11 protein-coding genes and 1 tRNA gene are annotated in these 13,665 nt (G+C 70.8%); 7 read left to right on the top strand and 5 right to left on the bottom strand.

What is annotated here, in order from left to right:
• Positions 1-165 precede the first annotated feature (165 nt).
• The 4 genes from KC207_RS00535 to KC207_RS00520 form a co-directional block, all read right to left on the bottom strand.
• Positions 166-1,095: an AEC family transporter gene (locus KC207_RS00535; protein WP_249138458.1), complete on the bottom strand. Its 930-nt coding sequence runs from the start codon at positions 1,093-1,095 to the stop codon at positions 166-168.
• Between the two features lie 263 nt (positions 1,096-1,358).
• Positions 1,359-1,532: a DeoR family transcriptional regulator gene (locus KC207_RS17055; RefSeq protein WP_211600944.1), complete on the bottom strand. Its 174-nt coding sequence runs from the start codon at positions 1,530-1,532 to the stop codon at positions 1,359-1,361.
• Between the two features lie 116 nt (positions 1,533-1,648).
• Positions 1,649-3,652: a sialidase family protein gene (locus KC207_RS00525; protein WP_211600942.1), complete on the bottom strand. Its 2,004-nt coding sequence runs from the start codon at positions 3,650-3,652 to the stop codon at positions 1,649-1,651.
• A gap of 280 nt (positions 3,653-3,932) precedes the next feature.
• Positions 3,933-4,955: a LacI family DNA-binding transcriptional regulator gene (locus KC207_RS00520; protein ID WP_211600940.1), complete on the bottom strand. Its 1,023-nt coding sequence runs from the start codon at positions 4,953-4,955 to the stop codon at positions 3,933-3,935.
• 265 nt (positions 4,956-5,220) lie between these two features.
• Between KC207_RS00520 and KC207_RS00515 the strand changes: the two genes are divergently transcribed.
• The 7 genes from KC207_RS00515 (at position 5,221) to KC207_RS00485 (ending at position 12,437) form a co-directional block, all read left to right on the top strand.
• A complete protein-coding gene (locus KC207_RS00515) occupies positions 5,221-6,561 on the top strand; it encodes an ABC transporter substrate-binding protein (RefSeq protein WP_211600938.1) in 1,341 nt (446 codons plus the stop codon).
• Between the two features lie 149 nt (positions 6,562-6,710).
• Entirely contained in the window at positions 6,711-7,535 is an 825-nt protein-coding gene (locus tag KC207_RS00510) for a carbohydrate ABC transporter permease (protein ID WP_211600936.1), read from the top strand.
• Position 7,536: 1 nt separating this feature from the next.
• Positions 7,537-8,445 carry a carbohydrate ABC transporter permease gene (locus tag KC207_RS00505; protein ID WP_211600934.1) on the top strand — a complete coding sequence of 303 codons (909 nt, stop codon included), beginning with the start codon at positions 7,537-7,539 and terminating at the stop codon, positions 8,443-8,445.
• Positions 8,446-8,554: 109 nt separating this feature from the next.
• Positions 8,555-10,720, top strand: a complete 2,166-nt coding sequence (locus KC207_RS00500) for a glycoside hydrolase family 2 protein (protein ID WP_211600932.1) — start codon at positions 8,555-8,557, stop codon at positions 10,718-10,720.
• Between the two features lie 256 nt (positions 10,721-10,976).
• Positions 10,977-11,053, top strand: a tRNA-Phe gene (locus KC207_RS00495).
• A gap of 84 nt (positions 11,054-11,137) precedes the next feature.
• On the top strand, positions 11,138-11,350 hold the full coding sequence (locus KC207_RS00490) for a hypothetical protein (protein WP_211600929.1): 213 nt from the start codon (positions 11,138-11,140) through the stop codon (positions 11,348-11,350).
• A gap of 118 nt (positions 11,351-11,468) precedes the next feature.
• Entirely contained in the window at positions 11,469-12,437 is a 969-nt protein-coding gene (locus tag KC207_RS00485) for an aldo/keto reductase (RefSeq protein WP_211600927.1), read from the top strand.
• 301 nt (positions 12,438-12,738) lie between these two features.
• On the opposite strand, the gene KC207_RS00480 is transcribed toward KC207_RS00485, so the two are convergent.
• A complete protein-coding gene (locus tag KC207_RS00480; RefSeq protein WP_211600925.1) occupies positions 12,739-13,638 on the bottom strand; it encodes an alpha/beta hydrolase in 900 nt (299 codons plus the stop codon).
• Between the last annotated feature and the right edge of the window lie 27 nt (positions 13,639-13,665).

Here is a 13,665-nt window from a genome sequence, read left to right as displayed (position 1 = left end):
TTCCTACCCGGGCGCGGACCGCTCAACCGTCACGGCCCGGCTACTCACGGCACGTGCCGATCGACGACCTCACCGCCGTCCGCCAGCAGTCCGACCCCGTACAGGTCACGGCGGGGCCGTGTTCCTGCCGGCGAGCGACTGCGCGTGCCGCGCTGCCGTCGAGGTTCAGCCGAGCAGCGCGACGACGCCGGCGATCGAGGCCGTCGACGCCACGGTCGAGAGCAGCACGGTGTCGCGGGCCAGGCTCGGCCGGCGGCCGTAGCGGGTCGCTATGACGAAGACGTTCTGCGCCGTCGGAAGGGCCGAGCAGACCGTGACGGCGAGGACCGTCGCGCCGTCGAGCCCGAGCGCGGTCGCCGCCACCCAGACGACGACCGGCTGCACGACGACCTTGAGGGCGACGACCACCGTGACCTCCGCCGCCGGGTCCTGACCCCCGAGGCGCGGGCCCAGCCGCAGTGCGACGCCGTAGGCGAGGAGCATCGCGGGGACGGCCAGGTCGGCGACGAGCCCGACGGGGGCGGCGACGATCTCGGGCAGGCGCCACCCGGTGACCGACATCAGGAGCCCCAGGAGCGTCCCGACGGTGATGGGGTTCGACAGGGCCCGCCCGAGCACCGCCCCGAGAGACGACGACCGGCCGGGCGCCCCGCCCTCGAGCAGCCCGAGCGCGAGCGGTTGGAGGACGAGGAGCTGGAGGAGCAGCGTCGGCGCGACGTACGCCGCGTCCCCGAGGACGTAGGCGGCGATCGGCAGACCGAGGTTGCCGGCGTTGACGTACGACGAGCAGAGGGCCCCCACGACGAGGTCGGCACCCCGGCGGCGCCAGACCCAGCGTGCGGCGACGACGTAGAGGACGGCCGCGACCGCGACCCCCGCGGCGGTCGCGACGAGGCCGCCCGAGATGACGTCGCCGACGTCCGCGTCCGCCACCGTCGTCATGAGGAGCGCGGGCGAGCCGATGAAGAAGGCCGTGCGGGCCAGGACCGCCTGCGCCTCGGCGCCGAGGACCCCGAGGTGCGCCGAGAGGGCCCCGACCGCGATGACGGCCGCGACCGTGACGAACCCGAGCACGATGCCTTCCACCGCGCCCATCGTCACCGAGTCGCCGCAGGGCCACGGGGCGGTCCGGCACCCGAGACCCGGGGAGCCCACACCCTCCCGGTCGGACGTGTCGAGGTCGAACGGTAACCACCCGGCGCCCGGACCGCTCGCTGGTGCCGACGCATCCGACCGGAACGGGGCGACCACGGGAACGCGACCGGGACGTCACCGCCTGCCGACCACCACATCGCGGGCAGATCCGCTGTTCGTGTCGAGGAGTCCGCCGGCATCAACTCCGGACGGGTGACGGGCTGTCAGGAGGGTGACGCGCTCGACCTGTCACGACGCAGGACCATGCCGCCGTGAACTCTCTGGTACTCGTGGCCCCGTTGAGCCAGCGCGGCCAGTGCACGTCGGGCCGTCATCGGACTGACCGCGAGCCGCGTCGCGACCTCCATCGTCCGCACGGCTCCCTGCGCGCGGAGCATGTCCTCGATCATCAGGAGCCGGACCACGGGCAGCTGAGAGCCAGGACCAGTGTCCGCCGCACCTGACCCCGCTCTCGTCACGGGCACACCGTGGTCGCGAACAGTGTCGCCAGCCATCACACCGGCACCGTCCAACGTTGGGGAGCCTGACCGTTGCAGTCGTAGATCTGGAGCTTCGTCCCGTTGCTGGCAGACCCGGCGGGAGCGTCCAGGCATCGTCCGGACTGGGGGTTGCGAAGCGATCCGTTGGCCTGGGGTACCCACACTTGGGCGCCACCCCCGTTGCAGTCCCACAGCTGCACCGGGGTGGCATTGGCGACACCGTTGCCCTGCACGTCCAGGCACTTGCCGAAGGCACGGACCGTGCCGTCGGGCCGCATCGTCCACTGTTGCCCCGGCACCCCGGAGCAGTCCCACAGACCGACACGGTTGCCGCTCGTGGGCGTGTTCGTGTCGACGTCGACGCACTTCGGGGCGGTGTCTGGTCCCGTGATGCGGCCGGTCGGGAAGCCGGGCAGCACCCATGCCTGGGCGGGAGACCCGTTGCACGTGTAGATCTGCAGGTCGGTCCCGTCGGCGGTGTTGCCGGAGGGGACATCGAGACACTTGCCGGACTGCGGGTTGAGCAGGGTGCCATCGGACTGGGCTCGCCACTGCTGGGCGCCGGCACCGTTGCATTCCCACAACTGGACCTTGGTGCCGTTCGTCGTGCCGTTGGCGTCGACGTCCAGGCAGCGACCGAAGGCGCGCACGGTCCCATCGGCGTCGACGGACCAGTCCTGGCCGGTCGCCGTGCCACAGGTCCAGAGCTGCGCCGGGCGTCCGTTGACGGCTGTGTTCGTGTCCACGTCGAGGCACTTGCCACCGGCCCCGATGATCGCGCCGGTCGGCCCCGGAAGAGTGCCGATACCGGTCCGGAGCTCGCATTGGCTGCCGGTCAGCAGGGTGGCGGCGAAGTACACGTAGCTGGTGCCGTCCTGGCGAGGCACCATCGGTGTGGAATAGCCGGGGCACGACGCCACCCCTGCGGCGTAGCCGCCTGTCGGGTCGACCGTGACGGGGGTCTCGGCCTCGGTCCATGGCCCGTTCCCCAGAGCCCTGTTGACGAAGAGGACCGAACCCGACTCGGCGAGCACGGTCTTGTTGCCGGTTGGACCGGAGACGACACGCTGTCCCGAGACCATGAGCGTCCCGTCCGGCCCGCCGCCCGGCACCCAGGCCACGTAAGGCGTGTGCAAGAGCTCACGGTCGTCGGTCGTCCGAACGAGTGTCCCGCGGTCGCCCAGCGGACCCCAGTTGAGTCCGTCGGCGCTCCGCTTGAGGTACACCTCGCACGCGTCGTCGGGATCAGTCGCGTCCCGGCACATCTCGTAGGTCATGACGAACTCGCCGTTCGGCAGCTCGGCGAACGTCTGCATGCCCGGGCGCAGCAGGTTGTCGGCTGGGAAGGCGACGTCCTGGGTGAGCGTGCTGCCCCACGTCACTCCGCCGTCGGTCGAGGTGTAGTGACCGATGAGCTGGTTGTTGGTCGGGGTGTTCGCAGGGCGTTCGTCGGAGATGAAACACGCCAGCGCGTCGTTGTCGGCCACGAGGAAGGTCGGCTCCCAGATGCCGTGACCCCACCCGTTCGGCTGCCCCGAGGTGCTGGTGCAGTTCGACAGGAACGTCCAGCTGGAGCCGCCGTTCGTGCTCTTGAACACCTCCACCTTCTGGGCCGTGTAGTCGCCGACCTGCCACGCGGTCCCGGCCGCCAGGATCGTGCCCGCTGCCAGGCCGGGGATGGACCTCGGAACCTCGAACAGGGTCGGCGCCTCGATGTCCCACCCGGGGGTGTTGCTGGAGATGGAGGAGATCTGCGCCCAGCTGCCACCGCCGTCGGTGCTCCGATACACGGGCATCGTCGTCGGCCCGTTGTGCGCGCCACGAGCGAAGGTCGCCAGCATCGTCTCGTTCGGCGACCCGTCCTGATCGAGCCTGATCGCCCGCGGGTACCCAGCTGTACCGCTGGGGTACGTCGCCAGGTTCGGGCTGTACAACACCGAGCCGGCGCGTGCTGCTTGCGCCGCCGGGGATCCGGCGACGGCGCCCGACATGGCGACGACCAGGGCCGTCACCATCATCAGCACGACGATCGAAGAGGGCCTCCGAGGACGGCGACCACGAGAGGACGGGTCTCGCCGCGGGACCGGCTGACCGAGTGGGACAGGAGTAGTTCGAAGGTCGTGTCTGCTCATGCCGTCTCCGTTCCGAAGGGCGACGCTGCCCGGGTTGCGCACGATGGCAAGAACAGGGTGCCCACCATTTGCCGACGTTGCAAGGCAGGAGCGGTAGATGGTCGGAAGTGGTCGACTCTGCCCATCTCCCAGGAGAGCGCCCCGAGGACCGGGGAGAGCCGAGCGATCAGAGGGGAGTCGACGCCGTCGTGCTCTCGCGGACCAGCACCGCGTGCGGGGCGACGATCTCCGCCGCTGGCGCCGTCGGGTCGTCGATCCGAGCCGCAATGCGAGAAACGGCCTCACGGGCGATGAACGGGGTGTCCAGCGACACCGTCGTCAGGCTCGGCCTCGAGTAGCGGCCCTCCTCGATGTCATCGATACCGGCCACGGCGAGGTCCTCCGGGATGCGGAGACCGCGGTCCGCTGCGGCACGCATCGCGCCCATGGCGAGCAAGTCCGAGAAGCACAGGATCGCCTCGGGAGGGTCCGCCAGGTCGAGCAATCGCTCGGCGGCGGCGTACCCATCGGCCCGGTGATACCGCGCGGCCGACTCGAGGTACTCCGGCCGAGGCCCGATCCCCGCCTCGTCCAGCGCCGCCAGGTAGCCGGCGCCCCGCTGGCGAGGAGTGGCGAAGGCCTGAGTCGGCTGCGCGCCGATCGCGGCGATCTTGGACCGGCCGGTCTGCACCAGGTGCTGCGTCGCGTCGGCCGCCGCCTGGTGGTTGTCGATGGCGACATGGTCGTAGCGCCCGTCGAACTCGTGCTCGCCGAGCAGCACCAACGGCATCGCGGTCGTCGGATGCATCTCCAGCAGCTCGGAGCGCGTCACCAGCGGACTGAACAGGATGCCGTCGAAGAGCATCGTGCGGTCGGCGCCCGTGAGCAGGGCCCGCTCGCGGTCGTGATCGTGCCCGGTCTGGTCGATCATCACGCGGTACCCCAGTCCGCTGGCGGCGTCGATGATCTCTCGCGCGAGCTCGGCGAAGTAGGGAACGTCGATCTCGGGGACGACCAGGGCGAGGACTCCGGTCCGGCCGGTCCGCAACGTGCGGGCGACCGGGTTCGGCCGGTAGTCCAGCTCCGCGATGGCGCCGAGGACGAGGCGCCGCATCGCGTCGCTCACGTGGGGGTGGCCCGCCACGACGTTGGACACCGTGCGGACTGACACGTTCGCGTGCGCGGCCACGTCACGCAGCGTCGCAGGCACACCGACCTCCATCCGGCCAGCTCGACGCCGGGCCCTCGGGAACGAGGATCAGCATAGGCCTTGCAACGTGTGCAAGTCTGCGTCTACTTTGCATACGTTGGCAAACGCCGACAGGTGCCCAACGGGACACCGGCCATACGGCCGGACCCTCGCACCCTTGATCGCCCAGCACGAAGGAGTGCTCATGCTCGATCGACCAGCCCCCACCCCCGGGGCCGCTGCTCCGAATCGCCGTCCGCGACGTCATCGGTCGCTGACGCTCGGTGTGTCCGGCCTCTGTTCGGCGACGATCGTGCTCGCCGGGTGCGGGCCGACGATCACCGCCTCCGAGGAGACGACGGGTGATCGCACGGCCGCTGCCGAGAACGTGCTGCAGCCGCCGGAGGGGGAGTCCCCGTCGGGAGAGATCACCATCTGGGACCGGTCGGGCGACTTGTACGAGGTGTTCGACGCTGCCATCGACGATTTCAACGAGGTGTACCCCGACATCACGGTCGACCACGTCGCCATCGACATCGACGCCAAGCTCCAGAACACCCTCATCACCGGGACGGACGTGCCCGACGGTGTGTTTCTCGACGACGCGAAGGTCGCGGGATTCGCAGACTACCTCTGGGACGTCAGTGGCGTGCTGCAGCCGTACGCTGCCGACATCGCACCGCAGAAGCTCGGCGTCAACACGGTCGACGGGGCAACCTACGGCGTGCCGTTCGACCTCGACCCGGGGCTTCTCTACTACAACGAGGCGGCGCTGAGCGAGGCCGGCGTGGACGCCGGCAGCATCGAGACGTACGACAACCTCCTCGACGCCGCCCGCGCCTATAAGGAGGCCCGCCCGGACTCCGGGCCGATCCACCTCGAGCAGAGCGCGTTCCTCGGTCAGCTGCAGCTGGAGATGTACGCCTCCCAGCTCGGGACGAGCATCGCGGACGCGGACGGTGAGCTCCGGCTCGACTCCCCCGAGTACCAGCAGATCCTGTCGTTCCTCGACACGGTGCGAAGCGAGAACCTCGGGACCCGTGCCGAGTATCTGAGCCCCAGCGACATCGAACCTCTCGAGTCCGGTGACCAGGTGTTCTACCCCTGGGCCATCTGGTTCAGCTTCGCCCCGCAGCAGCTGCTGCCCGAGACCGCCGGCGACTGGCGGGCGATGCCGCTGCCGGCCTGGGAGGCGGGTGGCGCACGGTCCGGGGCCATGGGCGGCTCGTCGTTCGTCCTGCCCAAGGACGGCGAGAACGCGGATCTGGCCTGGCTCTTCTACGAGTTCCTCATGTTCGACGAGGCCGGCTACTCCGCCGTGTGGGGTCCGAACGAGGTCTACCCCGACGGGCTCAACACGTCGGTCCCGAGCTACCGACCGGCCGCCGACCCCGCGGATCCGCTCTTCGGCCCGGTCGAGGCCCTCGGCGACCAGGACCTCTGGACCATCGCGGTCGAGGCCGGCGACCAGATCCCCGAAGGAACGCCGATCCCCGCGTGGTGGGCGGGCGCCGTGGACTACCTCGGCGCGGACGTGCAGCGCATGCTCGACGGGGACCTCGATCCGGCTCAGGTGATCGAGTCCGCGGGCGGCGACATCCAGACCAACCTCGTGGACCGTCAGTGAGCCCGCGTACCGGTACGGCCCGGGACCGCTGACCCGTGTCGACGACGACCTCGTCGCCGGTGGTGACGGCCCCGGCCGTCACCGCCGGCTCCACCCGCCCTTCCCCGCCGTCGAGGCGCCGACGGAACCGTCTCGCGCCGTACGTCTTCGTGGCGCCGTTCGTGCTGCTCTTCGCGGCCTTCGGCGTCTACCCCATGGCGTTCACGCTGCGGCTCAGCTTCACGGACTGGCGCGGCTCGGGTGCCGCGAGCTGGGTCGGCGTGGACAACTACACCTACCTGCTGACGAACCCCGCCTTCTGGTCCTCTCTCGGCAACTCCGCGGTGCTGTGGCTGCTGGTGATCCCCGCGCAGCTGGTCATCGCCCTGGTCGCCGCGGTGCTGCTCGACAGCGGTCGGACCCGGCTCCGAGCGTTCTACCGGGTGGCGTTCCTCGTGCCGTTCGTGACACCGCTCGTCGCCGTCGCCCAGATCTGGGTCGTCGTCTTCGACGAGAACTACGGCGCCGTGAACGCGGCGCTCGGCGCGGTGGGGCTGCCCGACATCGGGTGGCTCACGACGAGCACCTGGGCCAAACCGACCCTGGCCCTGCTCTTCATCTGGAAGACCACGGGGTTCATCGTCATCATCCTGCTGTCCGGACTGCAGGCCATCGACGGGGACGTGTACGAGGCCGCATCCCTGGACGGTGCCGGCAGAGCACGTCGGCTGTGGTCGATCACGGTGCCGCTCCTGCGGCGCACCCTGCTCTTCGCCGTGGTCCTCCAGACGCTGGCGGTGTTCCAGATGTTCGCGGAGCCCTTCGTCGTCACCCAGGGAGGCCCGTACGGGTCGACGACGACCGCGGGCCTGCACCTGTACAACCACATCACCCGGGCCGATCTTGGGACAGGGGCGGCGAACTCTTTCCTGCTCGTCGTCCTCGTCATGGCGATGTCGCTCGTCTTCGTCCGGCTCCTGCGATCGGAGGACTGACATGACCACTGTCGGATCGTCGATGCGCAGGTCGGGTCGCGTCTCACGACGTCGCCCTGCCGACAGCGGCCGTGGCGCCGCCCTCGTGGGGCAGCTCTTCCTGGGGCTACTGGCCGCCCTGGCGCTCGCTCCGGTCGCATGGGCCGTCGTATCGGCCTTCAAGCCGGCCAACCAGATCGTCGCCGACCCCCTTGGCCTGGACCCCTCGACACTCGGGCTCGACAACTTCCGAGCGATGTTCCAGGACGTCCCGATGGCTCGTGGCTTCGCCAACACGGCCGTCGTGCTCGTCACCAAGGGAGCGCTGACGCTCTTCTTCGCCCCGCTGGCGGCCTACGGGTTCGCCAAGTACGACTTCCGGGGACGCTCGCTGCTCTTCGGCACGGTACTCGTCACCCTCATGCTCCCGACCGTCGTGCTCATCATCCCCCTCCTTCTTCAGATGAAGGAGCTGGGCTGGGTGAACACCTACCCCGCGCTCATCCTGCCGGGCGCGATCGACGCCTTCGCCGTCTTCTGGATGCGGCAGGTCATCGCCGCCATCCCGGACGAGCTCCTGGCCGCGGCTCGCGTCGACGGCTGCAGCGAGTTCGGGATCTTCTGGCGGATCGTGCTGCCCTGCATCCGGCCTGCGATCGCGGGGCTGGCGGTGCTGACCGTCATGAACATCTACAACGACTTCGTCTGGCCGGTCGTGGTCGCCAACTCGGACCGCATGTCGACGCTCCAGGTGGTCCTGGCCAACCTGGCGCAGAACATCACGGGCAACCGGATCGGCGCCGACTACGCCACGGTCACCGGCGAGCTGCTCGCCGCGGCGTCGGTCGCCCTGGTCCCGCTGCTCGTCGCATTCGTCGCACTCCAGCGGCACTTCGTCAACGGGATCCTCGCCGGGAGCGTGAAGGGGTGACCCCAGAACCTCCGCGTGACCTGACCCGGCCGGACGTCGGTTCGCCGCATCGGCGGGCCGACTCCCACTCACACCCCCGACTGACCCTGACCCGACTCGAGAGGACGCCATGAGCGCCACGTCCACCAACCCGACCGTCGCCGAGGACCACCAGGACGCCCCGTTCCGCACGGGCGTGAGCCGGGTATCCGCCGTTCCGACGGACTACGGTCCCGCGTCCCCCCACGCCGCGACGACGGAGCATCCCAGGCCCGAGTACCCCCGACCGGACCGCGACCGGTCTCAGCGCTGGATGTCCCTCAACGGGCCGTGGGACCTGCGCGTCGAGGACGAGACGATCCAGGTCCTCGTGCCGTTCTCCTGGGAGACGCAGGCGTCGGGCATCGGCCGGACGTGGGTCGAGCACGCCACCTACCGTCGCCGGTTCGACGTCCCCGACTGGGGGGGCATGCGGACCGTCCTCTGCTTCGGTGCCGTGCACCACCGCGCCGACGTCCGCCTCGACGGCGTGCTCGTCGCGTCACACGAGGGCGGGCACACCTCCTTCGAGGTCGACGTCACCGACCAGGTGGCAGGACGCCCGTCGGTGGACCTCGTCGTCGACGTCGCCGCCCCCGCCGACAAGCGGCAGATCCCCCATGGCAAGCAGCGGTCGGTACCGCGCGACGACTACGACGGCGTCTCGTTCACTCCCACGTCCGGCATCTGGCAGAGCGTCTGGCTCGAAGGACGCGCCCGGACGTACGTCGAGCAGCTGGAGATCCGAGGCGACTCCCTCACCGGTTTCGACCTCCAGGGACGACTCGCCGGCGACGCGGCGTCCGGGGAGACACCGGTCATCGTCGCCGTCACGTCCGGCTCCGACGCTTCCGAGGCTGTGGAGCTGGTCCCCGACGACGAGGGCACCTTCTCCGGGCGACTCGACATCACCACTCCGAGGCTGTGGGCACCGGCCGATCCTCACCTCTACTCCTTGACCGTCACGACGGCGGGCGACGACACCTCCCCGGGAGAGCTCGTCACGTACACGGCCGGCCTCCGCAGCATCGCCGCGGACGGAGGACACCTCACGCTCAACGGAGAGCGTCTCTACGTCCGCGGGGTCCTGGACCAGGGGTACTGGCCGGAGACCGGCATGACCGCTCCCGACGACACCGCACTCGTCGCAGACCTCGAGCTGGCCAAGGAGCTCGGCTACAACCTCGTCCGGAAGCACATCAAGCTCGAGGACCCCCGATGGCTGCACCACGCCGACCGCTTGGGCGTCCTCGTCTGGGCCGAGCCTCCGGGCCCGAGCCGCTGGAGCCTCGACGCCGCGCGCCGGTTCGAGGACCAGCTGGCCCCGATGGTCGAGCGCGACGGCAACCATCCCTGCATCGTCATCTGGGGCCTCTACAACGAGGAGTGGGGCCTGGACTGGAACATCCCCGGGAGCGACGAGCGTGCGTCCGCGGCGGTGAGCGCGTACGACCTGCTCCGATCCCTTGATGACACCCGCCCGGTCGTCGACAACTCCGGATGGGCCCACGTGCGCACGGACCTGGTCGACTGGCACTACTACGACGAGGACCCCGCCGCGTGGGCGACGAACGTCGCAGGCCTCGCCGACGGCTCACGCGAGACCTTCCCCGTGAGGCTCGGGCCGGACTACCTCGTGGACAAGGCTCTCTACTCAGGACCCCAGCACCCGCGGACGGGCCTTCCGCTGCTCAACAGCGAGTACGGGGCCGGCTTCACCAGCCTCGAGCGAGGATGGCACCTGCGGTGGCAGACCCAGGAGCTGCGGCGACACGACCGGTTCGCCGGGTACGTCTACACCGAGCTCACGGACGTGGAGCACGAGATGGCGGGGATCGTCGACGCCGACCGCCGGCCGAAGGACCACGGCGGTGTGAGCGTCGCCGACGTCAACGCCCGCACGGTTCTCGTCATCGACCTCGTCCCGGCAGCCGCGGGAGCCGACCTCCCTCCGACCGACGATCCGGTGCGCCTCGATGTGCACGTCTCGCATCACGGCGGGCGAGCACACATCCGCGTGGCCGGAAGCTGGGCGCCCTACGGACAGCCGGTCCCGCCGGCCCCTGCCGAGGGCTCGACGCACACCGAGGCGACGGAGGTGTGGCCTTTCGTCCTCAGCGAACCCTCCACGATCACACTTCCCGAGCCTCCGGCGGTGATGTGTCGAGCTCACCTGTGGGCGCTCGACGAGGACGGCACCGTTCTGGCCCGGGCCTACGTCGACGTCGCACCCGTCGAAGCAGCCAACCGTCCGTGAGGGGCGGCCGCTGCCGACCCATCGGACATGCCCGGACCCTCCGTCGGACCCTTGATGGCGGCTTCGCTCGGGTCCTGTGGCTGGAGCACCGCACCCCCTCCGGAAGTCGTCGTGTGGAAGGTCGGCTCCCTCGGGCAGCACAGACCGGCGTCGGTCGTGGCCCTGTGCATGCGGTACTCTCGTCACCGCGCGACAGGCCTAGACGGGGAATCACCCCGAATCGGACCCGTCGCGGACGTGCGTACAGCGCACACCCGGCCAGGTAGCTCAGTTGGTACGAGCGTCCGACTGAAAATCGGAAGGTCGGCGGTTCGACCCCGCCCCTGGCCACCACTGGAGCCGCAGCGACCCCCGGGTCCTGCGGCTTCCTGGTTACGACCGACACGGTGCCGCCGACGGCACCGGGCGAAAGGCCGGATGAGCACGTGGAAGCGGGTGCAGCCCCTCATCATGCTGGGCGTCAGCGCCCTCATCGTGACGGCCGGCATCGTGGGGCTCTCGGAGGGACGGACGGGTACCGGCTGGTTCCAGGTCGGCGGCGGCATCGCGCTGGCCGCGATCGTCGTCTACGAGGCCAAGGTCATCGAGCCGCGTCGCCGCGCGCGTGACGAGCAGCGCAGCCGCCGCTGACTCCTCGGCGTCGAGGCCCGGCGTCGCGGGTCCGGTCTCGACCCGGCCGCCCCGGCCGCGCGGTGGTACGCCTCGGGGCGCATGATGCGAGGAGACCCCGACGCGAAGGAGCCGCACCATGGAGTACACCCGACTCGGCAGCACCGGCCTGACCGTGAGCCGCATCGCGCTCGGCTGCATGACGTACGCCGACGCCTCGAAGGGCAACCACCCGTGGGCCCTCGACGAGGAGACGTCCGGCGCCTTCTTCCGCCAGGCCGTCGAGCTCGGCATCACGTTCTGGGACACCGCGAACGTCTACAGCGCGGGCACGTCCGAGGAGTTCGTCGGGCGTGCGATCCGCGAGTACAGCCGCCGCGAGGACGTCGTGCTCGCGACGAAGGTCCACGGCCGCATGCACGTCGGCCCGGGCGGGTCGGGCCTGTCCCGCAAGGCGATCCTCGAGCAGGTCGACGCCTCGCTGACCCGGTTGGGCACCGACTACGTGGACCTCTACCAGATCCACCGGCTCGACCCCGAGGTCCCGGTCGAGGAGACGATGGAGGCGCTGCACGACGTCGTCAAGGCCGGCAAGGCCCGGTACATCGGCGCCTCGTCGATGTACGCCTGGCAGTTCGCGACGATGCAGCACGCCGCCGACCTGAACGGCTGGACCCGGTTCGTCTCGATGCAGGACCAGTACAGCCTCCTCATGCGCGAGGAGGAGCGCGAGATGTTCCCGCTCCTCGCCGCGCAGGGCGTCGGGTCGATCCCGTGGAGCCCTCTGGCGCGCGGCCGGGTGGCACGCCCGTGGGGTGAGCAGACGAACCGCTCCGGCACGGACGAGTTCGGCAAGCGCCTGTTCCAGGACAGCGATGCCGACATCGTCGGGGCCGTCGAGCGGATCGCCACGGACCGCGGTGTCCCGATGGCGGCGGTCGCGTTGGCCTGGGTCCTGCGCAATCCCGTCGTCGACGCCCCGATCGTCGGCGCGACGAAGGAGCACCACCTCGTCGACGCCGTCGCCGCCCTGGACGTCGACCTCACCGACGACGAGGTCGACGCGCTCGAGGCCGCCTACACCCCGCGCGAGCCCACCGGCTTCTGAGCCCCGTCCCCGGGCTGCACGGACCACGACTCGGTCGGGGACCTGGTGGGCGGGTGCTCGGGATGGGGGTGGGCGGGCGCTCGGAGCGAGGGCGGCCGGCCTCCCGGACGGGTGTCTGCCGCGGAACGCTCCGGATCCGGAGGGGATCCACCGGATCCGGAGCATTCCGTGAGACCCCTTGTCCGGGGTCCGCCGACGACCGCCGCCGCCGCCGGTCAACCGCCCTACCGGCCCGCGGGTCGCCGGATCCATCCGTCCCTCGATGTCGGTGGGCGGTTGCCCGGCCGCTCGTCCCTCGTGGTCAGTGGCCCTGCCGGCCCTCCGGGGGCGGGAGGCCGCACGCGGCGCGCACGTGCTCGGCGACCATCGCCATTGTCGATCGAGCACGCACGGGGTCCTCGGTGAGGAAGTAGTGGTCGCAGCCGGGCGACACGTCGTGCGTGACGTCGACGCCGGCGTCACGCAGCCGCGCGGCGTACCGGTCGCCGTCGGGGCGCAGGGCGTCGCGCTCCCCCGTCATGACGACGGTCGGCGGCAGGCCGGACAGGTCCTCGGCGAGCAGGGGTGAGGCGTAGGCCTCGGCCCGACGGGCGGCGTCGGGGAAGTACACCCGGCGCACCAGCCGGCGCAGGCCGGGGTCGACCATGCCCGGGCCGTCGGGCACGTCCGCTGCGAGGTCGAGGGCGGGGACCCCGAGGACCTGGAGGACCGGGCTGGCGGTGCCCTCGTCCCGGACCTGCAGGCACACCGACGCGGCGACGTTGCCGCCGGCGCTGAACCCGCTGACGACGAGGCGACGGCCGTCGACGCCGTACTCGCCGCCGTGTGCCGCGAGCTCCGCGGTGACGTCGGCGGCCTGCTCGTGCCCGACGGGGTAGCGGACCTGCGGAGCGACGGACCAGTCGACGTTCGCGACGGCTGCGCCGGTCGTCGCGACGAGGTAGCGGCACCACCAGTCGTCCATCTCGGGGTAGCGCATGACGAAGGCCCCGCCGTGGAGGTGGACGACGACCGGCGGCGGCTCGGCGGAGCCGACAGGCCGGTACAGGTGCACCGGGACGGAGCCGTGCCGGGTGGGGACGCGCAGCCGCTCGGGTGCGGGGAGGTCCTGGCCGGCGAACCGCAGCGGGTCGCCGTAGCGGACGGTGTACGGCGCCGACCGCTGCATGAGCCACGCGCGCACGTCGTCCCAGGCGGTCATGCTGCTGGTTCGTCGTGTCGACCGCCG

Source organism: Phycicoccus avicenniae, assembly GCF_018139485.1.
GTDB classification, from domain to species: Bacteria; Actinomycetota; Actinomycetes; order Actinomycetales; family Dermatophilaceae; genus Phycicoccus; species Phycicoccus avicenniae.
Note: the sequence above shows the minus strand (reverse complement) of the source record. Positions and strands in the feature narration are given on the sequence as shown.

What these genes read in the sequence shown, in the direction of transcription:
- KC207_RS00485 (WP_211600927.1), top strand. Translation starts at nt 11,469, where the DNA reads ATGGAGTACACCCGACTCGGCAGCACCGGCCTGACCGTGAGCCGCATC.
- KC207_RS00505 (WP_211600934.1), top strand. Translation starts at nt 7,537, where the DNA reads ATGACCACTGTCGGATCGTCGATGCGCAGGTCGGGTCGCGTCTCACGA.
- KC207_RS00490 (WP_211600929.1), top strand. Translation starts at nt 11,138, where the DNA reads ATGAGCACGTGGAAGCGGGTGCAGCCCCTCATCATGCTGGGCGTCAGC.
- KC207_RS00525 (WP_211600942.1), bottom strand. Translation starts at nt 3,652, where the DNA reads ATGATGGTGACGGCCCTGGTCGTCGCCATGTCGGGCGCCGTCGCCGGA.
- KC207_RS00480 (WP_211600925.1), bottom strand. Translation starts at nt 13,638, where the DNA reads ATGACCGCCTGGGACGACGTGCGCGCGTGGCTCATGCAGCGGTCGGCG.
- KC207_RS00500 (WP_211600932.1), top strand. Translation starts at nt 8,555, where the DNA reads ATGAGCGCCACGTCCACCAACCCGACCGTCGCCGAGGACCACCAGGAC.
- KC207_RS17055 (WP_211600944.1), bottom strand. Translation starts at nt 1,532, where the DNA reads ATGCTCCGCGCGCAGGGAGCCGTGCGGACGATGGAGGTCGCGACGCGG.
- KC207_RS00535 (WP_249138458.1), bottom strand. Translation starts at nt 1,095, where the DNA reads ATGGGCGCGGTGGAAGGCATCGTGCTCGGGTTCGTCACGGTCGCGGCC.